Annotated in this window: 19 protein-coding genes and 1 pseudogene; 8 read left to right on the forward strand and 12 right to left on the reverse strand. The window is 57.2% G+C overall.

Features of this window, described 5'->3' with window-relative positions:
- Positions 1-55 precede the first annotated feature (55 nt).
- Positions 56-1,639, forward strand: coding sequence for a lysine--tRNA ligase (locus ACN0VM_RS01665; protein WP_417449093.1), 1,584 nt, complete (start codon positions 56-58; stop codon positions 1,637-1,639).
- Positions 1,640-1,732: 93 nt separating this feature from the next.
- Here ACN0VM_RS01665 and ACN0VM_RS01670 read toward each other — a convergent pair whose 3' ends face one another.
- The 5 genes from ACN0VM_RS01670 to hrcA form a co-directional block, all read right to left on the reverse strand.
- A complete protein-coding gene (locus ACN0VM_RS01670) occupies positions 1,733-1,930 on the reverse strand; it encodes a helix-turn-helix transcriptional regulator (RefSeq protein WP_417449094.1) in 198 nt (65 codons plus the stop codon).
- Positions 1,927-2,310, reverse strand: a complete 384-nt coding sequence (locus ACN0VM_RS01675) for a hypothetical protein (RefSeq protein ID WP_417449095.1) — start codon at positions 2,308-2,310, stop codon at positions 1,927-1,929. The genes ACN0VM_RS01670 and ACN0VM_RS01675 overlap by 4 nt, the downstream gene beginning before the upstream one ends.
- A gap of 124 nt (positions 2,311-2,434) precedes the next feature.
- Positions 2,435-3,409: a hypothetical protein gene (locus tag ACN0VM_RS01680; protein ID WP_417449096.1), complete on the reverse strand. Its 975-nt coding sequence runs from the start codon at positions 3,407-3,409 to the stop codon at positions 2,435-2,437.
- Positions 3,410-3,534: 125 nt separating this feature from the next.
- The gene (gene grpE, locus ACN0VM_RS01685) at positions 3,535-4,128 is read right to left on the reverse strand and encodes a nucleotide exchange factor GrpE (RefSeq protein ID WP_417449097.1); all 594 of its coding nucleotides are present in this window, start codon (positions 4,126-4,128) and stop codon (positions 3,535-3,537) included.
- A gap of 38 nt (positions 4,129-4,166) precedes the next feature.
- Entirely contained in the window at positions 4,167-5,201 is a 1,035-nt protein-coding gene (gene hrcA, locus ACN0VM_RS01690; protein WP_417449098.1) for a heat-inducible transcriptional repressor HrcA, read from the reverse strand.
- 276 nt (positions 5,202-5,477) lie between these two features.
- On the opposite strand from hrcA, the gene rph reads away from it, so the two are divergent.
- The 3 genes and pseudogenes from rph to hemW all read left to right on the forward strand — a co-directional run bounded on the left by rph (position 5,478) and on the right by hemW (position 7,982).
- The gene (gene rph, locus ACN0VM_RS01695) at positions 5,478-6,194 is read left to right on the forward strand and encodes a ribonuclease PH (protein ID WP_417449099.1); all 717 of its coding nucleotides are present in this window, start codon (positions 5,478-5,480) and stop codon (positions 6,192-6,194) included.
- 80 nt (positions 6,195-6,274) lie between these two features.
- Positions 6,275-6,802: pseudogene (gene rdgB / locus ACN0VM_RS01700) on the forward strand (RdgB/HAM1 family non-canonical purine NTP pyrophosphatase); the annotation flags it as partial.
- Positions 6,789-7,982, forward strand: a complete 1,194-nt coding sequence (hemW, locus tag ACN0VM_RS01705) for a radical SAM family heme chaperone HemW (RefSeq protein WP_417449100.1) — start codon at positions 6,789-6,791, stop codon at positions 7,980-7,982. The pseudogene rdgB and the gene hemW, both read left to right, overlap by 14 nt.
- Here the strand turns inward: hemW and dmeF are convergent, their stop codons facing one another.
- Entirely contained in the window at positions 7,983-8,909 is a 927-nt protein-coding gene (gene dmeF / locus ACN0VM_RS01710; RefSeq protein WP_417449101.1) for a CDF family Co(II)/Ni(II) efflux transporter DmeF, read from the reverse strand. It abuts the gene before it with no gap.
- Between the two features lie 205 nt (positions 8,910-9,114).
- Here dmeF and ACN0VM_RS01715 point away from each other — a divergent pair, with 205 nt between their 5' ends.
- Positions 9,115-10,749 carry a hypothetical protein gene (locus ACN0VM_RS01715; RefSeq protein ID WP_417449102.1) on the forward strand — a complete coding sequence of 545 codons (1,635 nt, stop codon included), beginning with the start codon at positions 9,115-9,117 and terminating at the stop codon, positions 10,747-10,749.
- Positions 10,750-10,765: 16 nt separating this feature from the next.
- Here ACN0VM_RS01715 and ACN0VM_RS01720 read toward each other — a convergent pair whose 3' ends face one another.
- The gene (locus ACN0VM_RS01720; protein WP_417449103.1) at positions 10,766-12,148 is read right to left on the reverse strand and encodes a penicillin-binding protein activator; all 1,383 of its coding nucleotides are present in this window, start codon (positions 12,146-12,148) and stop codon (positions 10,766-10,768) included.
- Between the two features lie 150 nt (positions 12,149-12,298).
- Between ACN0VM_RS01720 and rsmI the strand changes: the two genes are divergently transcribed.
- The 3 genes from rsmI to gshB are packed head-to-tail and all read left to right on the forward strand — an operon-like array spanning position 12,299 to position 14,519.
- The gene (gene rsmI / locus ACN0VM_RS01725; RefSeq protein ID WP_417449104.1) at positions 12,299-13,165 is read left to right on the forward strand and encodes a 16S rRNA (cytidine(1402)-2'-O)-methyltransferase; all 867 of its coding nucleotides are present in this window, start codon (positions 12,299-12,301) and stop codon (positions 13,163-13,165) included.
- A gap of 2 nt (positions 13,166-13,167) precedes the next feature.
- Positions 13,168-13,542: a YraN family protein gene (locus ACN0VM_RS01730; protein ID WP_417449105.1), complete on the forward strand. Its 375-nt coding sequence runs from the start codon at positions 13,168-13,170 to the stop codon at positions 13,540-13,542.
- A 29-nt stretch (positions 13,543-13,571) separates the two neighbouring features.
- Positions 13,572-14,519 (forward strand): glutathione synthase, encoded by a 948-nt coding sequence (gene gshB, locus ACN0VM_RS01735; RefSeq protein WP_417449106.1) that lies wholly within the window; start codon positions 13,572-13,574, stop codon positions 14,517-14,519.
- A gap of 84 nt (positions 14,520-14,603) precedes the next feature.
- On the opposite strand, the gene ACN0VM_RS01740 is transcribed toward gshB, so the two are convergent.
- The 5 genes from ACN0VM_RS01740 to mnmE all read right to left on the reverse strand — a co-directional run bounded on the left by ACN0VM_RS01740 (position 14,604) and on the right by mnmE (position 20,421).
- Positions 14,604-15,515, reverse strand: a complete 912-nt coding sequence (locus ACN0VM_RS01740) for a ParB/RepB/Spo0J family partition protein (RefSeq protein ID WP_417449107.1) — start codon at positions 15,513-15,515, stop codon at positions 14,604-14,606.
- A 35-nt stretch (positions 15,516-15,550) separates the two neighbouring features.
- The gene (locus tag ACN0VM_RS01745; RefSeq protein ID WP_417449108.1) at positions 15,551-16,357 is read right to left on the reverse strand and encodes a ParA family protein; all 807 of its coding nucleotides are present in this window, start codon (positions 16,355-16,357) and stop codon (positions 15,551-15,553) included.
- Between the two features lie 51 nt (positions 16,358-16,408).
- The gene (gene rsmG, locus ACN0VM_RS01750; RefSeq protein WP_417449109.1) at positions 16,409-17,029 is read right to left on the reverse strand and encodes a 16S rRNA (guanine(527)-N(7))-methyltransferase RsmG; all 621 of its coding nucleotides are present in this window, start codon (positions 17,027-17,029) and stop codon (positions 16,409-16,411) included.
- 8 nt (positions 17,030-17,037) lie between these two features.
- Positions 17,038-18,909 carry a tRNA uridine-5-carboxymethylaminomethyl(34) synthesis enzyme MnmG gene (gene mnmG / locus ACN0VM_RS01755; RefSeq protein WP_417449110.1) on the reverse strand — a complete coding sequence of 624 codons (1,872 nt, stop codon included), beginning with the start codon at positions 18,907-18,909 and terminating at the stop codon, positions 17,038-17,040.
- A gap of 150 nt (positions 18,910-19,059) precedes the next feature.
- The gene (gene mnmE / locus ACN0VM_RS01760; RefSeq protein WP_417449111.1) at positions 19,060-20,421 is read right to left on the reverse strand and encodes a tRNA uridine-5-carboxymethylaminomethyl(34) synthesis GTPase MnmE; all 1,362 of its coding nucleotides are present in this window, start codon (positions 20,419-20,421) and stop codon (positions 19,060-19,062) included.
- Between the last annotated feature and the right edge of the window lie 39 nt (positions 20,422-20,460).

Here is a 20,460-nt window from a genome sequence, read left to right on the forward strand (position 1 = left end):
CGCGCAGAGCCTAGCTTCCGCGCGTTTTTCAACTCCAATCTTAAGGTGACCGACGATGACCGGTAATATTGATCTAGCCCTTTCCAGCAAAGCTTGGCCTTTCCAGGAAGCAGAGAAGCTGGTCAAACGGTACAAGTCAGGCGCGCCAGAGAAGGGTTATGTGCTGTTTGAAACCGGCTATGGGCCTTCAGGCCTGCCGCACATCGGCACCTTTGGCGAGGTTTCCCGCACCACCATGGTGATGCGCGCGTTCCGCGAAATCTCCGACATTCCGACCAAGCTGATCTGTTTTTCGGACGATATGGATGGCCTGAGGAAAGTGCCGTCAAACGTGCCCAATCAGGAATTGCTGGCAAAAGCCATTGGCAAACCGCTGACCGCCGTGCCGGACCCTTTTGGCACACACGCCAGCTTTGGTGCGCACAACAATGCTCGGCTGCAGGCCTTCCTTGACCAGTTCGGCTTCAATTATGAGTTTTATTCCGCGACGGATTGCTACAAATCCGGCCGCTTTGACGAAACATTGGTGAAAATCTGCCAGCGCTATGACAAGATCATCAATGTGATCCTGCCAACGCTGGGCGAAGAACGCCGCCAGACCTATTCGCCCTTCCTGCCGCTCAGCCTTGAGACGGGCGAGGTATTGCAGGTGCCGGTGCGCATCGAAGACCCGGAAGCTGGCCTGATTTCCTTTGAAGATGTCTCAGGCAAACGGACCGAAACGCTGGTGACCGGCGGCAAGGTGAAATGCCAGTGGAAGGTTGACTGGGCCATGCGCTGGGACGCGCTGGATGTCGATTATGAGATGGCAGGCTCCGACCTGATCGAAAGCGTGAAGCTTTCATCCATCATCCGCCGCATCCTCGGTGGCCAGCCGCCCGAAGGTTTTAACTATGAGCTGTTTCTGGACCAGAACGGGCAGAAAATCTCCAAATCCAAAGGCAATGGCCTGACGATCGACGAATGGCTGGCCTATGCAAGCCCCGAGAGCCTGTCCCTTTACATGTTCCAGTCACCCAAAAAAGCCAAACGGCTGTATTTTGATGTCATCCCCAAGGCCGTGGACGAATATCACACCTTCGTGGAGAAGTTCCACACGCAGGAACCGCTGGACCAGTACAAGAACCCGGCGTGGCATATTCATGGCGGTAACGTGCCCGAGGCCGAACTGCCGGTTTCTTTCGCGCTGCTGCTCAACCTCGCCTCAGCCGCCAATGCAGAAGACCGCGAAACCTTATGGGGGTTTGTCGGCCGTTATGCTGAAGGTGCAACGGCGGAAACATACCCGGCACTCGACAAACTGATGGGCTATGCAATCCGCTACTACGAGGATTTTGTCAAACCCAACAAATCCTACCGGCTGGCAGGCCCGCAGGAACGCGCAGCATTTGAAAGCCTGAAGCGCCGCCTTGAAGACCTTGATCCGAATGAAACCGACGCAGAGGTGATCATGACCGAGGTCTATTCCGCTGGCAAAGACGCGCAGTTTGATAACCTTCGTGACTGGTTCGGCGCCTGTTACGAGGTGCTGCTGGGCCAAAGCCAGGGCCCGCGCATGGGGGGTTTCATCGCGCTTTATGGCATCAAGGAAACCATCGCCCTTGTTGACAAGGCCATCAAGGGTAAAGCTGTCGCCTAGGGCTACGCTTCACGTGAAACATTCAAGGCCGCCGGGCGACGGCGGCCTTTTCTTTTGTTTTTCACTTTTTTCGCTGTCGTTACCCGGGTTTATTCAGGTTTCGTCCGGCTGAAAAATTTCTTCAATCGTACAGCCAAACAGGCTGGCAAACTTGAAGGCGAGCGGCAGGCTTGGGTCATATTTTCCCGTCTCGATCGCGTTGATGGTCTGGCGGGAGACATCAAGCTGTTCCGCGAGCGTCGCCTGAGACCAGTCCCGCTCGGCCCTGAGGACCTTCAATCGGTTTTTCATTTGTATTTCCTCGCAGTGATCGCCCGGCCAAAGCCCCATGCAAACGTCATGAGAGGCAAAATGAATATTGTATCGAGCCTGGGAAAACCGATACCTTCAAGAAAGCCATAGGTGAAGGTCCCGAAGGCAACAATAAGGAACGCGATAAGTACCGCCTCCATCGCCTGTTGGCGTTGCAGTTCATCGAGCGAGCGGTAGTAGGTGAGCTCGGCCTTCAGCGCCATCAGGGCGGGCACGACCGGTAACAGCACGAGAACAACCTGAAGCCACATGGCGACCTCATTGTTTCTCAGGTAGTAAACCGTCGCCAGCACAGTTGCCATATAAAGCGCCATCGAGAGGAAGAAGTTCTTGTAGTAGGTTTTCGTAGCTTGTTTCATCGCTGTCACCCTGTCTTGTTTACGCGACATTATGTCAATGACGCTTTACATAATGGCTTACGAGGATAATGTCAAGTATACTTTACTAAAAGTCTTGCTTACTTATCAAACCGGGAGAGAAAGCCTATTCGCCCTTTGCCGGACAGGAAGATTGCGGGCCACCCTTTCGACCGACCGCCTCAAAGGAAAAGGCGCCGTCTGCATAGCGCACGCGGGTTACACCGGGTTCATAGTCGCCGGTTCCGTTCAGGCGCTGCATGTTATGTACGCCGAGATAGCCGCCCTGAACACAATAAGGATTGGTGTCACCGTGGATCACCAACACAGGCTTTCCAAACGCAGCGGCTTTTTCAGCGAGCGCATCAAGAAACGGTTTATAGGGGTCACATTTGCTGCGCACCTTTGCGTCGCAAACCGGCAAGCCGTCCTTGGTTTTTGTGGGGTCGGCATGCATGGTGAGCACAAGGGCATCCGCATCCTCTGCTGCGCCAAATGTCTCAGCGAGCCAGGTAAGGTTGGCGGCGTCGCGCGCATCAACGCGGGCATAATTCATCGCCTTGTCGCCCACTTTGATTTCATCGCGGCCATTGCCCGTGGCAACAATATGAAAGGTGGCAAAGGTTACCCCGCCCTCACGCCAGCGCGCGTTTTCAAGCTGTCCGCCCTGACGGATGACCTGCCATTCCGCTTTGGCGCGCGGGTCGTTTTCCGGCCGGGCTTCAGGGCGAAAATACAGCGGCATCAGGACGGTATCAAGGATCTTGAGTTCATCGTCGCCCAAGCGGTCACAGTCGGTCCAGTCATTGTCGCCAGGCGTGAAAAAAAGCGGCACATTGGCGGTGGCCTCGATCAGCTTTTTATTGTCGGCAAGCTCGCCCGCGGTGCAGCGCGCCCCGCCGGATTTGGTATCACCATAAAAGATCATGAAGGACGCCCCATCAAGCACCGGGTCAAGCGCGAGGGCCTTCATCTGACCGACCTGTGCGGCATTATAGGGCATGTCACCAAAAGCAATGAAGTCCACATCGGCATATACTGCACCAGCTTCACCAATCATGGCTCCAAAGGCTGCCAACGCAGCCAGCACATTTTTTTTCATCCTGCCCATCTCTCCGGCGTCGTCCCAACGCGTTTAACACAGACAGTGGTCAATCCTTTGCTCAAGCGCAACAAAAAAGCCCGACCTGGGGGCCGGGCTTTCTGATTTTCTGACCTTGGAAGGGTTTAAACTTCCGTGTCCACTTTCTGCAGCTCACCTTTGGCAACCCCCACCATCGCGGGACGCAGCAAGCGGTCCTTAATGACATAACCGGGGGCCACTACCTGCATCACGCTGCCTGGCGCATGATCGGTTGTCGGCACTTCAAACATGGCCTGATGGAATTTATGGTCGAACTTTTCGCCCACTTCCGGATTGACCTTCTTGATGCCGTGGCGTTCGAAAATGTTCAGAAGCTCACGCTCTGTCATTTCCACACCGTCGATAAAGCTCTTGAGGTCGTCGGCCACTTCTTCCGGCATGCCGTCCAGCGCGCGGCGCAGGTTATCGGAGATATTCAACATATCGCGGGCAAAATTTGTCACGCCATAAGCGCTGGCATCCGCTTTGTCTTTTTCTGCCCGGCGGCGCACGTTTTCTGTCTCGGCTACCGCGCGCAGAAGCCGGTCGCGCAAGTCGGCAAGCTCGGCCTTCAGCGCAGCAACCTCGTCGTCACCACCCGTCAGTTCTTCAGTGGCAAACTCCTCGGCGGTAAACTCCTCTGCCACGTCGGTTGCTTGCTCTTCTGCCTGTTCGTTCGTCTTGTTGTCCTGGCTCATGATGATGTCCGTTACCCAATAATAATTCTTGTTACGCCTTATAGCAGACGGCCCACAATGCGCGCGGTATAATCAACCATCGGCACGATGCGGGCGTAATTCAGCCTTGTCGGTCCGATCACTCCGATCACCCCGACAATTTTGTTCGCGCCATTCATATAGGGAGAAACCACGAGAGAAGAACCCGAAAGCGAAAATAAATTGTTCTCCGCCCCGATAAACAGGCGCACACCGCGCCCGTCTTTGGCCAGTTCCATCAGCTTGATCAAGTCTTTTTTGCGCTCAAGCTCATCAAAAAGCTGGCGAATTCGCTCCAGGTCTTCGGCCGCCTGTACGCTTTCCAGCAGGTTGGATTGCCCTGAGACAATGAGCGACGCCGGGCTGTCACCGCCGGTCCAGACCGCGAGGCCGTCTTCCACCACCTTTGAGGTCAAGGCGTCAAGCTCGGCCTGCCGGGCGGCAAGCTCAGTCCGGACAGCATCGCCAACCTCTTCGATGGTGCGGCCGGCAAGGCGGGTGTTCATATAATTGCCCGCCTGAATAAGCGCAGAGGCGGGCAGACCCGGCGGCACGTCGATAATGCGGTTCTCTACACTGCCGTCCTCGGACACCAGCACCACAAGCGCGCGGCCCGGTGCGATGGGGACAAATTCTATATGACGCACCGTGACCTCGTGACGCGGCACCATCACCACCGATGCGCAGCGCGACAAGCCCGACAGCGCCCGCGTCGCCTCAGACAAAACATCCTCAACCGCGCGGCCCGTGGTGGCGCACTTGCCGCGAATGGCTTCGCGTTCTGATTTCGTGAGGTTGCCTACTTCCATCAGCCCGTCGACAAAAAACCTGAGGCCGATATCGGTCGGAATACGCCCCGCCGACGTATGGGGCGCGGCCAGAAGCCCGGCTTCCTCAAGGTCAGCCATCACGTTTCGGATGGTGGCCGGCGAAACGCCCAAGCCCGCGGTGCGGCTGATTGTGCGCGAGCCAACGGGGTCGCCGGTTTCGAGATAAGTCTCGACAATCTGGCGGAAAATTGTTCTGGACCGTTCGTTCAGGTCAGCAAGCGACATGGGTTTACCCTTACATCTATGGCCTAGAATGTAGGTACGCGGGTACCGTCCGTCAATCGCTGTGCATTCAAGGCGGGCCAGAAGTGTATGCTATGACATGTGCAGTAACCTGTGCAGCATCTGTGCAGCATCTGTGACCCAAAAACCCCGATATGAGCCAAACCCCGGACATTCTGTGTGCAGAGGTCTGTGCAAGCATGAAACGCAGCTTTGACCTCATCCGCTGCAAAGGGTAGAAGGGGCAAAACCAAGAGCGAACAGACAAAAGGATTACCCATGCGACCGAGCGGCCGTGCCAGCGACGAAATGCGTACCATCGAGATCATTCCCGGCTTTGCCAAACACGCCGAAGGCAGCTGCATGGTGAAATTTGGCCATACCCATGTGCTGGTGACCGCCACCTTTGAGGACCAGACGCCGCCATGGCTCAGGAACACCGGCAAAGGGTGGGTCACGGCGGAATATGGCATGCTGCCACGGTCCACCCATGGCCGCATGCCGCGCGAGGCCGCCAAGGGCAAACAGTCCGGCCGCACGCAGGAAATCCAGCGCCTCATTGGTCGTGCCATGCGCGCGGTTGTTGACCTTACCAAGCTTGGTGAAAAGCAGATCCGTATCGACTGTGACGTCATTCAAGCCGACGGCGGCACGCGCACGGCGTCTATCTCAGGGGCCTACGTGGCGTTGCACCAGTGTTTTGACTGGATGATAGCGGAAGGCTACATCACCGAGCTTCCCTTCACCGACAGCATTGCCGCCATATCGTGCGGTATCTATAAAACCCAACCGGTGCTGGACCTTGACTATGACGAAGACAGCGCAGCCGAGACCGACGCCAACTTCGTGTTGACCGGCAAGGGCGGCATCGTTGAAATTCAGGGCACAGCGGAAGAAGAACCGTTTTCCGAAGAAGAGTTTCTGCGCCTGTTGCGGCTGGCGCGCATTGGCTGTGACGAGATCAAGGCGGCACAGTCAAAAGCACTGGGGAAATAAACCCGATGGCCCGGCATTTTGATGGCGGCAAACTGGTGATCGCCAGCCACAACAAAGGCAAGGTGCGCGAGATTGGCGACCTGCTGGCGCCATTTGGCGTAGAGACCATCTCCGCCGGGCAGCTTGACCTGCCGGAGCCGGTGGAAGACGGCCTGACCTTTATTGCCAATGCTGAGATCAAGGCGCTGGCGGCGGCCACGGCGTCCGGCCTGCCCGCGCTGGCGGATGACAGCGGCCTTGAAGTGAAGGCCTTGGGCGGTGAACCGGGCATCTATAGCGCGCGCTGGGCTGGGCCTGAGAAAGATTTCTCCGTCGCCATGAAAGATGTAGCCATGAAAATGGCGGACGCACCTGACCGCACAGCCAATTTCACCTGCGCGCTGACCCTGGCGTGGCCGGATGGCCATATGGAAAGTTTTGAAGGCAAGGTGTTCGGGACCATAACCTGGCCGATGCGCGGCGACAAAGGCTTCGGCTACGACCCCATTTTTGTGCCCGAAGGCTTCGACATTACCTTTGCTGAGATGGAACCAGCAGCAAAGCACGCCATGAGCCACCGCGCAATTGCCTTCAAGCAACTGATCGGTGCCTGCTTTGATAAAAACTGAAACGCCTGCCCTGTCGCCAAGTGACTATAAAGGGCCAGCCGCCATTTATGTACACTGGCCCTTCTGCCTAAAAAAATGCCCTTACTGTGATTTCAACAGCCATGTGCGCGATGAGGTCAGCCACCAGCGCTGGCGCGCGGCGCTGGTGCGCGAGATCGATACCTTTGCCTCGCATTATCCCGGCCTTGAAGCCAGTTCCATCTTCTTTGGCGGCGGCACCCCCAGCCTGATGGAACCGGAGACGGTGTCTGCGGTGATAGAGCGCGTGCGCCACCACTGGGGCAAGGACGACATCGAGATCACGCTTGAAGCCAACCCCTCAAGCGTGGAGGCCGCACGCTTCCGCGCCTACGCCGACGCGGGCGTGAACAGAATTTCCGTTGGCATTCAATCGCTTGATAATGATGTCCTGAAGTTCCTTGGCCGCTTGCATTCGGCAGAGGAAGCCCTCAAAGCCCTTAAAGTAGCGCAAGACAACTTTTGTCGCGTGTCATTTGACCTGATCTACGCCCGACCTCAACAATCACTTGAAGACTGGCACGCAGAGTTAACCGAAGCTCTCAGCTTCGGCACGTCACACCTGTCGCTGTACCAGCTGACCATCGAGGAAGGCACGGCGTTTTACCACCAGTTCCACCGCGGCAAGTTCACCCTGCCGGATGAAGATGAAGCCGCCGCGCTGTTTGACCTGACGACCGAACTGACAACAAACGCGGGCCTGCCGCCCTATGAGACATCCAACCACGCGGCGCCAGGGCAGGCGAGCCGCCATAACCTGAGTTACTGGCGCGGGGACTATTATGTTGGCATCGGCCCTGGTGCGCATGGCCGTATTCCGGCGCACAGATACGGAGCAGCCTATGCCCATGCGCAGGTCAAACGCCCGGAAGACTGGCTCACGCGGGTTGAGGCGTTTGGGCACGGCACTTTGGAGCTGGAGCATATAGGCGCCCACGACCGCATGGTAGAAGCCGTGATGATGGGCCTGCGCCTGACAGACGGCATTGAAACGCTCGCGCTTGAACAGCGTTTCGGCGGCAAGCTTTCAGACATTATAAACAAGGAAGCACAGGCAGATCTGGTGCGCAGCGGCCATCTGGTCGCGGACCCCGCGCGGCTCATGCTTTCGCCGAAAGGCCGACCGCTCCTTAACTTCATCCTTGGCAAGCTGGTTGCCTGATCAGGTGTCGCGGCAATGCTGGACCTCAACGGTGAGGTGCGAGACACCCACTTCGCGCTGGATGAGAGCCTTATAATGATCGGGACACTTTGGCTGGTGCGTGACCACAGAGACAATCGCCGACAGCTGGGTTGAGTTGATCCGCCACACATGGAGGTCGGCAACCTTGTCACCGTTATGAGCCTCGACCGCGCCAACAATTTTCTCACCGGTTTGCTGTTCCGTCATGCGGTCCAGCAGGATCGCAGCCGTTTCCTTGCCAAGGCCGACCGCCCATTTGATGATAATGACAGCCCCCACAATACCCATTGCGGGGTCAAGCCATACCCAGCCCAGAGATTTGCCCAGCAGAAGCGCCACAATCGCAAGCACGGATGTCAGGGCATCGGCCAGCACATGCAGGTAAGCCGCCCGCAAATTGTGATCATGATGATGGGCGTGGCCATGCCCGTGATGATCATGATGATCATGATGATGACCACCCAGCATGACGGCACTGACGATATTGACAATCAACCCCAGCACTGCCACCCCGATGGCCTGATCAAAGCGAATCATCTGAGGCGAAATCAACCGCTCGACTGATTCGGCGACCATCAAAAGCGCAACAACGCCCAGAATGATAGCGCTGGTGTATCCGCCAATCACGCTTACTTTGCCGGTGCCGAAACTGAATTCCGCATTCCCGGCGTGTTTGCGCGCATAACTATAGGCAAACAGGGTAATGCCCAGCGCTGCGGCGTGTGTGCCCATATGCCAGCCGTCAGCCAAAAGCGCCATGGAGCCAAAAGCTACCCCGGCAGCAATCTCACCGACCATCATAATAACCGTCAACCAGACAACACGCCGCGTGTTCAGCTCGGCCCGGCCCGAACTGGCGTGAAACTCATGATCATGAACCCATTTTTCCATGCGCTTTGCATGCATCGACTGTTCCCCGTTATCTCAGCGGCAGGCTAGTTTCAGGCAGTTTTCTTTTCAAGGAATAAGTCCCTGTCCCCCGAGAGATTGCCAACTCGTGTTGACACCGACCTAATCGCACGCGTCACAAATTGCCGTAAAAATTCTTGTGTCAACAATACCTTGCTGTTTAACTTTCGTGTATTCCTGATGAATTAGCGAAGTGTTGTGTATGTATCTCAAGTCTGTTTCAGTGTTTTCCGCCCTCCTTTTTAGTCTTTTTTCCGCCGTGTCACACGCCGCATCGCCTTTTGCGGTTCCTCAGGAATGCAAATCGGCCTCGCTGGACCAAGGTACGCTGGATAGAAAACCGCTGCCCTTGCCTGCCTGTGTTGCAGCAGGGAATTGCGGCGACGCCGATGCGGCGGCGCTGACCGACTGGCTGGACGAAGCCAGTAAAAAAATCGGCGCCACCTTCGATACCGTGCCCAATTATTACCCGGGCAACACGCAGAATGAGCTGTGCACCGTACTCTATGCGGTATACGAGAATATCGCTAAACTTCAGAGTGTCGACTTTGCCGCCCTGTCGCCTGCGCGGCAGAAAATGGTGACCGAAGCAGCACAGCATCTGCGCGCAACCGCTGACATATGGCACGCCCGCGAAGGCATGACGGCGAGCCAGCGGTCCATGGACAAGCGTGGCGACCGCGACCGCAACAATCGCCGCCTTGACGCGCGCATCGCAGCGGGCAAACGTGTCGGCGCCGAGGACCAGGCCATCGCTGAAGCCAAAGCCCAAGCAGCGCAGCAGGAGGCCGCCCGCGCCGCTGATGCATTTGCCGGCAAGCTTGAAGCCTATCTGGCCGGCGACGCTTCGCAAAACTTCATTATAGAAGGCAACAAATATCGCTCAAATTTCACGCTATCACCCGGCGATAACTTTTCGGACCTGATGACCCTTGCGGTCGCACTGTGGCACGAAAAGCGCGCAGAGGCCGCGGCCGGAGACGCCTTCACCGCGTCAGCCAAGGGTGAGTTTGAAACCACCGCACAATATGAAGCCCGGATAGTTCAGGAAAAATCCGCTTTTAAAGCCAGCGCCAGCGAAAGGCAGGCTGAGACCCAGGCAGCGCTGACACAACAACTCAGAGACTGGGTCTATTCCCTGACCGGAGGCCTCAAGCTTGCGTCTATCGTCTATAATGCCGACACGCAGGCTTTTGAACTGGCAACGGAGACCAAAAACGGCCTCATGGTCGGTCATGGCCAGGTTGCCGTACCGCTTGCGGACGCACCACAAACAAAAGCCGTGCTCGCCGCCGCTGAGCTTTTCGCAGGTTTTAAAGTCTCGACGGAAGGTCTCATGCTCACCCGTCTTGCGCTTGCAGCAATGGATGAAAGCAACCCAGCCAACTCGACCTTCTACCCGGTTGAATTTCAAGCTATCCGCTTTGACCTTGGCGAGAGCGAGGCCGCGGCATGGCGCACCGCCTTTTACCAGAAACGTCAAGAACTGGCGGCCGTTGAAGACGCCAAACAGAAAGCCGAACGCGAACGCATCGCGCAGGTATACCCTTATGAGGCGCAGTTCAGCTGTAACTTGGGGGCTGTTTATATCTGCCTCGGGCGCGAAGGCAGCATCCGCATCCGCAGCGGTAGTGACGCCGAGACCTACACCGCACACGACCTCAGTGGTCGGTCAGACCTTGCGGTATCCCTTAAGGCAGACTTTGACATCACCGCCCAGATCGGCAGTGGGTCGGGCCGCGCATTGACGCTTACGATCACCGATTATGTCACCGGTAAAACACTCTACACTGAGGAAGTGGCAACGCCGGGTGCGACGCTTAAGGTCAGCGACTAGATAGCTGCGGCTGTTACTAGCGGTGCGACCTGAGGGAATAACCAAAGGCGGGGAAGGATGTCGGGGCGGCATCCACCACCTTGAATCCCTTGTAGTGAACTTCAAGAATGGCGAGCGAGCGGTCATTGGTACCGTCCGGCAGGAAGCGAAACAGGCCATCTATTCCCATGAAACCATTGGGGTCGGTCAGGCGTTCGTTTGAGAAGCGTTTGTCCATATCCACGCTTTTATCGCGTGCCATTGCAGCCACAAGCGCCATGGCGTCATAGGCGATGGTGGCAAGGCGCGGTGCCGGTTCGCCGTATGTCTCCTGGTAGCGCGTCAGGAACGCATCGGGTTTTTCCGGCATGGGCGCAGCAAACCAGGCATTCTGTAGCGGCGGTTCGCGCAGGATACTTGCGTCATTCCAGAGGCCCGTGCCCAGAAGCTTCACCTTGTTGGGGTCGATCTCATAATAGGGCAGAAGCGGCGCCACTGTACGCAACAGTTGGCCGCCTTCCGGCACGATAACGGCATCAAAAGGCACAGGTTCAAGCACCTCAGCCTCTTCAAGCCGCTCCGCGACCTCGTTGGTCATGTCGTCCCTCAGGCTACGCAGGAAGGCAATCTCGTCCTTCAGCGCTTTACGGCGCTCCTCATAGTTGCCCAAACGTTTGACCGGGTCAAAAACCTGATTGGGGTCCGGCGGGTAGCTTTCCATGGCGGTAATGTGCGCGCCACTATCAGCAACCGCATCACCAAACGCCGCACGCACACGGTTGCCGTACAGGCCTTCGGGCAAAAGCGCAGCGAAGCGCGAGAGGCCGGTATCTGCCGCATAATCCACCACCCGGTCAACCTCCCCTTCAGGAATAAAACCGATGATATAGCGGCCCGGTGCCGCCACGCTCTGGTCGTTGGAAAAGCCGATGACCGGAATGCCTGCACGCGCCAGTACATTGCCCGCAGCGGTCACATTCTGGCCCAGCAGCGGGCCAAGCACGATGTCGGCCCCGGCCTCAACGGCGAGGCCGGCAACACGTTCGCTTTCGCTATAATCCGCTTTTGTATCAAAGGGCAACAACACAAGACGGGGGTCATAGGCGTCAAACAGCGCCATGGTCGCCGCACGCAAAAGCGCCCGCCCTGTCTGGCCCTCGTTCCCGCTCAGCGGCAGCAGGATGGCGACACGGATTTTTTGCGCGGCTTCCTCTTCGGTCATACCGTCTTTAAGCGGGACCTGCGCCTTGTCGCCAAGGTCAATTTGCGGCTCCGGCTTCTCAACAGCTGTAGGATCCCGGTCGCGCGACCGGGGGTCCGGGCCTTTTTTGCCACCACCACTTGAACAGGCCGCAACCGCGCACAAAAGCACAATCGCCCCTAAAGCTTTGCAGTGTTTGAAGAAGCGGCTTGCAAGCATATCCAACCTTGGTGTTATCTGGTGCCCTGCATTTGGCGAATATATCCGTGGCAGGTGAGCTGACCCTAATCTGAAATTGCGCGCCTGTAAATCGGCGCTACACATCTGCGCGGTGCTTTTTGAACCACAAAACAAGTATGGAAATAAACTATGGCCGAATTCGGGTCTCAGCAAATTTTGAAACCGGGCCTTTATGTTGTGGCCACGCCTATCGGCAACCTCGGTGACCTTAGCCCGCGGGCAAAACATATCCTCAGCGAAGTGGACATGGTGGCGTGCGAGGATACCCGCGTGACCGCCAAGCTGATGACCGCAAACCTGATCAAAAAGCCGCTCGTGCCCTATCATGAGCATAACGGACCGGTAGCGCGGCCCAAGATCCTTGCCAAGCTGGCCGCGGGCGGCAAGGTGGCGCTGGTATCCGACGCCGGTACACCGCTGATTTCGGACCCCGGCTTCAAACTGGTGGCCGAAGCGCAGGACGCCGGGCATTATGTAAGTGCCGTGCCGGGCCCGTGCGCCGCCATTATGGCGCTGTCGCTTGCGGGCCTGCCGACGGACCGTTTTCTGTTTATGGGCTTTCCCCCCGGCAAACGCGGCGCGCGGGAAAGCTGGTTCAAGGCAGAGGCCAGAACCCACGCCAGCCTGGTATTTTATGAAAGCGCCAAGCGGCTCAAGGATTGTCTCGCCGACGCTGCCGGTGTTTTAGGTACCCGGGAAGCCGCCGTATGCCGCGAACTAACCAAAAGATTTGAAGAAGTAAGGCGAGACGACTTAATGGCGCTTGCCAGCTATTATGCGCAGGCTGAAACGCCAAAAGGTGAGATTGTCGTCGTGATTGGCCCACCAGAGGAGCAAACCGATGGTGATGCCACCGCGCTTGATATGGAAACGCTTTTGATCGCTGCACTCAAGCATATGAGCGTAAAATCAGCCGCCGCCTTTGTTGCAGAGCTGACGGACGTGCCCAAAAAGGCGATCTATACGCGCGCCCTTGCGCTGACAAAAGACAGCTAACCATGACGGGCGGGCGGAAAGCAGCGGAAGCACGCGGGCGCAGGGCGGAGACATGGGCCGCCCTTTATCTGAGGCTCAAGGGTTACCGCATCCTGGACCGCCGGGCCAGGCTCAAGGTCGGGGAGCTTGATCTCGTCGCAGAAAAGGCCGACCGACTGGTGTTTGTTGAGGTAAAACAGCGTAAAACCCGAGCAACCGCGCTGGAGTCGGTCACTATCAAACAACGTATGCGCATTGAACGCGCTGCTCTCTTGTGGAGAGCAAAGCATAAAAAAGACAAGCAATCCCTTCGCTTTGACGTGATCGCCATTGCATGGCCCTATTGGCCGACCCATATCAAGGACGCATGGCAGGCAAATGTTCAGGCAAAGCTTTAAAGAATTTGGTTTAAAAGTGAGGTTTTTTCATGGGTAAACAAGGGCTTAAGGTCGCTTTTCAAATGGATCCGATGCATGGGATCAACATCAGCGGCGACAGCAGCTTTGTGCTTGCGCTTGAGGCACAGGCACGCGGCCACAAGCTTTGGCATTATCTGCCGGAAGACCTCAGCTATAATGAAGGCAAGGTATCCGCCATGGCGCACCCGATGACGGTGCAGCGCGAAATTGGCATCCATTATAGTTTTGGTACGCCAGAGCGCATCGACCTTGACGATATGGACGTGGTGTGGATGCGCCAGGACCCGCCGTTTGATATGGCCTATATCACTGCCACCCACCTGCTGGAACTGGTACACCCGAACACTCTTGTGGTCAACGACCCGGCGGAGGTGCGAAATGCGCCCGAAAAGCTTTTTGTCACCAAATTCCGCGACCTGATGCCCCCGACCCTGATCACCCGCCGCGCAGATGACGTGAAAGCGTTTCGTGCCAAATACGGCGAGATTATCGTCAAGCCACTATACGGCAATGGTGGCGCCGGTGTTTTTCACCTGCGCGAAGATGACAGCAACCTCGCGAGCCTGCTGGAGCTGTTTTTCGGCAGCAGTCGTGAACCTGTGATGGTGCAAAAGTTCCTGCCCGAGGTGCGCGAGGGCGACAAACGCATCATCCTGATTGACGGCGAGGTGGCTGGCGCCATCAACCGCGTGCCTGCGAAGGGCGAAGTGCGCTCCAACATGGTGGTGGGCGGCAAGGCCGTGGCGTCCACCCTGACCGCCCGCGAAGAGGAAATCTGCGCAAAACTGAAGCCAGAACTGAAGAAGCGCGGGCTGATTTTTGTCGGCATCGACGTGATTGGTGACTGGCTGACCGAGATTAACGTCACCTCCCCCACCGGGCTGCAGGCAGTGAACCGCTTTGACGGCGTCAAACTTGAAGCCGACATCTGGGACGCGATCGAAGCCAAGATCTAGGCTTCATCACGCGGGCCTTCCCTCATACAAAAAGCCACATACCGAGCGTTCGGACGTGGCTTTTTTAATCAGTAAACCAAGATATTAGAAGCCGCAGACTCCAAGTTTTGAACACAGTTCGTCCAGTTCTTCGAGCGTATCATAAGCGATGGTCACCTTACCGCCTTCGCCCGCGTGGTCGATCTGTACTTTCATACCGGTCGCGGCAGACAGGTCTTTCTCCAGCGCCACTGTATCGGCATCTTTTTTGGCCTTTGTGCCAGAACTTCCACCCGGGCGGGGTTCGCGGCGGGTGCGGCCCTTGACCTCCCCAGTCAGCGCCTCGGTCTGGCGAACGCTAAGCCCTTCTTCCACAATACGTTTTGCGATTGCGAGCGGGTCATCGGCGCCAATGAGGGCGCGCGCGTGGCCCATGGAGATTTTGCCTTCATCCACCATGCCCTGCACCTTCTCAGGCAGGCTGAGCAGACGCAGGAGGTTGGTGACATGGCTGCGGCTTTTACCAACCACTTCAGCGGCGATCTCCTGCGTGTGGCCAAATTCCTCGATCAGCTTTTTATAGGCGATCGCTTCCTCAATGGCGCTCAGGTCCTGACGCTGGATATTTTCGATGATCGCGATCTCAAGGACCTCGCCGTCGGTAAGCTCTTTCACCACCACCGGCACTTCGTGGATGCCGGCCTTCTGCGCCGCGCGCCAGCGGCGTTCCCCGGCAACAATCTGGAACTTGTTGGGTGCGAGTTCGCGCACAAGGATCGGCTGCAACAGACCTTTTTGTTTTATGCTGGTGGCAAGGTCCGTGAGGGCGGCTTCATCAAAGTGATGGCGCGGCTGGTCGACATTGCGTTCGAGAAACTCGATCGGCAACAGGCGGCGCCCTGACCCCGGGCCGCCCTGCGTGGCGATGCCGTCGTCAGTATCTTCAAAAACCGGCCGGTCATCACCCAACAGTGCTGACAGACCTTTACCCAAGCCCTTGCGTGCAGTTTTACTCATAAAATTCAACCTAACACATTGTTTTGTTTATATTTTTACGCAGCGACTTTTTTGTCGCGCCCCAGCAGTTCCCGCGCCAGCTTAATATAAGCCTGACTACCGACACAGCGGTGATCATAAAGCAGCGCCGGTTTACCGTGACTGGGCGCCTCTGACACCCGCACGTTTCGCGGAATAACCGTGCGATAAACCTTGTCCCCCAGATAGTCCCGCACGTCAGCTGCGACCTGTTCCGACAGGTTGTTGCGTTTATCGAACATGGTCAGCACCACGCCATTGATCGTCAGATGCGGATTGAGACTGCCGCGCACCTGCTCAATCGTTTTTAGCAGCAGGCTCAAGCCCTCAAGCGCAAAAAACTCACACTGCAGGGGCACCAGCACCGAATCGGCAGCGACCAGAGCATTAATGGTCAAAAGCGACAGGGATGGTGGGCAATCAATCAGGATATAGTCAAATTCCTGCCGCGCCACGGCCTTCTCTAACGCATAGCGCAGACGGAAATTTCGGTGCGGCAGTTCAGCCAGCTCAAGGTCCGCGCCCGACAGATCAACGGTTGAGGCCACAATAGAAAGCCCAGGCACCTCTGTAGGCACAATGGCATCACCAAGCGGTGCCGCACCCAACACGACGTCGTAGGAAGTGATTTCCCGTGCGCTACGGTCAATACCAAAACCCGTACTGGCGTTACCTTGCGGGTCGAGATCAAGGATCAAAACGCGCTTTTTAACTGCCGCCATGGCTGTGGCGAGATTGATCGCCGTTGTGGTTTTACCCACACCGCCCTTCTGGTTGGCTACTGCAATGATATGTGCCCCCACACCCGTTTGTCTCGCCGGCATAGCCGTTACTCTCCCCTCCGGGGCCCACAAAAGCGTGGCCCCATGAACCTTTTACAGTCGTTCGAGCTTTGAAAGCCTCAGGATGACCCCGGCGGGGTCGGAAAGGCTTTTGTGCTTTGTCACTTTCATCTTCCAACAAGCCTGCGCTTCGGTCAATTCCTCATCCACGCCTTCCCCCTTGAGAAGCCACATTTCCGTACCCTCGCCAAGGAAAGGCCCTGCCCAATTGATCAGCTGAAGCACCCGCGCGCAGGCCCGTGAGGTGATGATATCCACGGGGAACGGCTCTAGCGCTTCGATTCGGGCATTGTGGATGGTGGCAGGGGCCGATGTTTCACGTGAAACCTGATTCATGAAGACACATTTACGGCCATTCGCCTCAACCATATGGGCATGCCCCACCCCGATGGCAGAGAGCACAAGACCTGGGAAGCCAGCGCCCGACCCAATATCGAGCATGCTCAATTCTCGTTCGCCGTAGGCCTCAACCAGAAGCGGTGCGAGCTGGGCCGAGTCGAGAAAATGCCGTTGCCACATGGCCTCAAGAGTGGAGTTGGCGACAAGGTTTTTGGCCTTTTGCCACTTGGCAAGCAGCCCGGCATAGGTTTCCAGCCTGTCCAGTGTTTCACGTGAAACATCGAGGTCGCGGGCAAGATCATCACTTGTGTACATAAAATCCCTCAGGCCGCACGACGTTTTTTAACGTGCGCCAACAACAGCGTGAGCGCGGCGGGTGTCACTCCGGCGATACGCGCCGCAGCGCCAAGCGTCGCGGGGCGCGCCTCACCGAACTTCTGCCGCATCTCGTTGGAAAGCCCGACAACTGTATTGAAGTCGAGTTCCTCCGGTATTTCGAGCGCTTCGTCCTTGCGAAAGGCGGCAACATCTTCTGCCTGCCGTTCAAGATAGCCCGCGTACATGGCGTCTATTTCAAGTTGGCGCGCGATATCGCCATCGATGCTACCAAGCTCGTCGGGCCATACGTTCCGGAGTGTGGCGAAGTCAATGGTGGAGAAGGCCAGAAGTGCCGCACCGTCGCGGCGTACACCGTCCTGTGTGATGTGTATACCGTGTTTTGCAGCCTGATTGGGTGTCAGCGACAAGGATTTCAGCGTGGCATAGCCCGCGTCCAGCGCAGCCTTTTTAGCAGCATAAGCCTCCGCCCGTGCCGCCCCCACTAGCCCGATTTCCATACCCTTGCCGGTCAGGCGCTGGTCGGCATTATCTGCACGCAGCAGTAAGCGGTATTCCGCCCGGCTTGTGAACATGCGGTAGGGCTCGCGTGTACCCTGGGTCACGAGATCATCCAGCATCACGCCAATATAGGCGTCAGCTCGGTCAAGTACGAAGGTCTCGCCGGTGCCGCGTGCCGCCAGCGCCGCATTCACACCAGCCATCAAGCCTTGTGCGGCGGCTTCTTCGTAGCCTGTCGTGCCATTGATCTGCCCCGCCAGATACAGCCCAGGCGCACGGCGCGTCTCAAGCGTAACCTTCAACTCGCGCGGGTCGACATAATCATATTCGATGGCGTAGCCATGGCGGATGATGCGCACATTCTCAAGCCCGGGGATGGACCGAATAAGTGCGTCCTGCACATCCTCGGGCAGGCTGGTAGAGATCCCGTTCGGGTAAACCGTGTCATCATCAAGGCCCTCAGGCTCAAGGAAAATCTGATGGCTGGTCTTGTCGGCAAAGCGCACTACCTTGTCTTCGATAGACGGGCAATACCGCGGGCCTTTGCTTTCGATCTGGCCAGAGTACATCGGCGAGCGGTGCAGGTTCTCGCGAATTACCTCATGGGTACGCGCACTCGTGCGGGTCATGTAACAGCTGATCTGCGGCACCGTAATTTTATCGGTAAGGAAGGAAAATGCCACCGGCGGACTGTCACCGGGCTGTTCTTCACACACTGACCAGTCGATGGTCTTGCCGTCCAGCCGCGCAGGTGTACCTGTTTTCAGCCGTCCAAGTTCAAAGCCGATTTCCTCAAGCGTATCTGACAGGCCCAGCGCGGGCGCTTCGTCTGCCCGACCGGCGGGAATCTTCTTTTCGCCAATATGAATAAGGCCACGCAGGAATGTGCCGGTGGTCAGGATAACCGCCTTTGCGCTGATCTGCTTTTCGTCTGCTGTAATGATGCCATTGATCACTGGCTTGTCACCAGACCGGTCAACGATCAGGTCTTCGACCGCGCCTGCCTCAATGGTCAGGTTGGGATAATCCTTGAGCGTGGCCTGCATGGCTTCGCGGTAAAGCTTGCGGTCACTTTGGCAGCGCGGACCCTGCACTGCCGGGCCCTTGCGCTGATTGAGCAGACGGAACTGGATGCCGCTGGCGTCGGCCACGCGACCCATGACGCCATCAAGCGCATCAATTTCGCGCACCAGATGGCCCTTACCAAGCCCGCCGATCGCCGGATTGCATGACATCTCGCCGATGGTCTCAGGCTTGTGTGTAATAAGAAGCGTGGTTGCGCCCATGCGCGCCGAAGCCGCCGCCGCTTCACAGCCCGCGTGACCACCACCAATTACAATGACATCAAAGTCCGTCACTCTACCCGTCCATCAAATTCAACTATGCGGAAATACAAAAGAGGCCCATCCGAGCCCCTGATTTTTGCAGTCTATAATAGAGAATGGGTTTTAAGTCAAAGTTAAGCACGCAGCATCAATGTACGATGTTTCACGTGAAACATGCTCAGGCTATTTGCCAATACAGAAGTCAAAGAATATGACATCCAAAACATCCTCCACGCCGACCCGTCCGGTAATACTGCCAAGTGAGCGCGCTGCCATCCGTACGTCTTCGGCCGCCAGCACCGCATCAAAACCGGCATTGCCGTCAAAACGCATCAGATGCCCGACCGCGTCTTCCAGTGCGCGGCGATGCCGCACCCGTGTGAGCGAAGGGGCCTCACGCGGGGCCATTGCTTCTCGCACATGGCTCTTGATACGATCAAACAGGTCATCCAGTCCATGGGATTCTTTTGCCGACACATAGGCGATATCACTCACCCGCCCAGGGAGCTTATCATGTTTCACGTGAAACATGTCGGTGCGGTCGGTTTGTGTAATCACCAGCATGGCTTTTTCATCCAGCCACTTTTCCATTGAAGCAGGAATCACCGGCCAGTCATCTGCACGCACCAGAACAAGGCGCAAATCAGCCTCTTCAGCGCGCTTGAGCGCCCGGCGGATACCCTCCTCCTCAATCGCGCCCTGGCTCTCACGCACCCCCGCGGTATCGATCAGCCGCACCGGGAATCCGCCAAGGTCGAGCTGCACTTCGATGGCGTCGCGGGTAGTGCCTGCCTCGTCCGATACAATCGCAACATCAGACCGGGCCAGCGTGTTCATCAGCGTGGATTTACCCGCGTTAGGTTCCCCCATAATAACAATGCGGTAGCCTTCGCGCAAAGCCTCCCCCCGACGGCCATCCACAAGATGTTGTGCTATCTCTTCACGCAATAACAATATATTTGGTCTAACAGCCCCCGCTACGCCTTCGGGCAGGTCTTCGTCAGGGAAATCGATATCCGCTTCCAAATGCGCCAGGTGGCCGACAAGCCGGGCGCGCCAATCCTCATAGAGGTCACGCAGCGCGCCATCCATCTGGCGAAGCGCCTGTTCACGCTGCGCGGCTGTATGGGCATGAATGAGGTCATTAAGTCCTTCGGCTTCAGTCAGGTCCAGCTTGCCGTGTTCAAACGCGCGGCGGCTATATTCGCCCGCTTCGGCCGGACGCAGGCCATCCATGCGAGCAAGTGCGTCTAGCACGCCCGCCACCACCGCGCGGCCACCATGCAGGTGCAGTTCCACCACATCTTCGCCTGTGAAAGAGGCCGGGCCCTTGAACGCCAGTACCAGCGCCTGATCAAGCCGCGCGCCATTTTCCGGGTCAGTAAGCAGCCGAAGGGCGGCATAGCGCGGCTCAGGATTTTTTTTACCCGTCAAAACCTCGAGCGCCGGGAATGCGTTTGGACCAGACAGACGCACAACGGCAACACCGGCAACACCAGCGCCGCTTGAGAGCGCAAAAATTGTATCGTCATGCAGGCTGGTCACGCTGGTATCCTCATGCCCATTGGGCTTATAAGTAGATCA

The sequence above is a fragment of the Kordiimonas sp. genome (genome assembly GCF_048260245.1).
Lineage (GTDB): Bacteria > Pseudomonadota > Alphaproteobacteria > Sphingomonadales > Kordiimonadaceae > Kordiimonas.

Bases quoted from the DNA above. Each gene is read 5' to 3' on its own strand.
- ACN0VM_RS01665 (WP_417449093.1), top strand. From the start codon at position 56: ATGACCGGTAATATTGATCTAGCCCTTTCCAGCAAAGCTTGGCCTTTC.
- ACN0VM_RS01670 (WP_417449094.1), bottom strand. From the start codon at position 1,930: ATGAAAAACCGATTGAAGGTCCTCAGGGCCGAGCGGGACTGGTCTCAG.
- ACN0VM_RS01675 (WP_417449095.1), bottom strand. From the start codon at position 2,310: ATGAAACAAGCTACGAAAACCTACTACAAGAACTTCTTCCTCTCGATG.
- ACN0VM_RS01680 (WP_417449096.1), bottom strand. From the start codon at position 3,409: ATGAAAAAAAATGTGCTGGCTGCGTTGGCAGCCTTTGGAGCCATGATT.
- grpE (WP_417449097.1), bottom strand. From the start codon at position 4,128: ATGAGCCAGGACAACAAGACGAACGAACAGGCAGAAGAGCAAGCAACC.
- hrcA (WP_417449098.1), bottom strand. From the start codon at position 5,201: ATGTCGCTTGCTGACCTGAACGAACGGTCCAGAACAATTTTCCGCCAG.
- rph (WP_417449099.1), top strand. From the start codon at position 5,478: ATGCGACCGAGCGGCCGTGCCAGCGACGAAATGCGTACCATCGAGATC.
- dmeF (WP_417449101.1), bottom strand. From the start codon at position 8,909: ATGCATGCAAAGCGCATGGAAAAATGGGTTCATGATCATGAGTTTCAC.
- ACN0VM_RS01715 (WP_417449102.1), top strand. From the start codon at position 9,115: ATGTATCTCAAGTCTGTTTCAGTGTTTTCCGCCCTCCTTTTTAGTCTT.
- ACN0VM_RS01720 (WP_417449103.1), bottom strand. From the start codon at position 12,148: ATGCTTGCAAGCCGCTTCTTCAAACACTGCAAAGCTTTAGGGGCGATT.
- rsmI (WP_417449104.1), top strand. From the start codon at position 12,299: ATGGCCGAATTCGGGTCTCAGCAAATTTTGAAACCGGGCCTTTATGTT.
- ACN0VM_RS01730 (WP_417449105.1), top strand. From the start codon at position 13,168: ATGACGGGCGGGCGGAAAGCAGCGGAAGCACGCGGGCGCAGGGCGGAG.
- gshB (WP_417449106.1), top strand. From the start codon at position 13,572: ATGGGTAAACAAGGGCTTAAGGTCGCTTTTCAAATGGATCCGATGCAT.
- ACN0VM_RS01740 (WP_417449107.1), bottom strand. From the start codon at position 15,515: ATGAGTAAAACTGCACGCAAGGGCTTGGGTAAAGGTCTGTCAGCACTG.
- ACN0VM_RS01745 (WP_417449108.1), bottom strand. From the start codon at position 16,357: ATGCCGGCGAGACAAACGGGTGTGGGGGCACATATCATTGCAGTAGCC.
- rsmG (WP_417449109.1), bottom strand. From the start codon at position 17,029: ATGTACACAAGTGATGATCTTGCCCGCGACCTCGATGTTTCACGTGAA.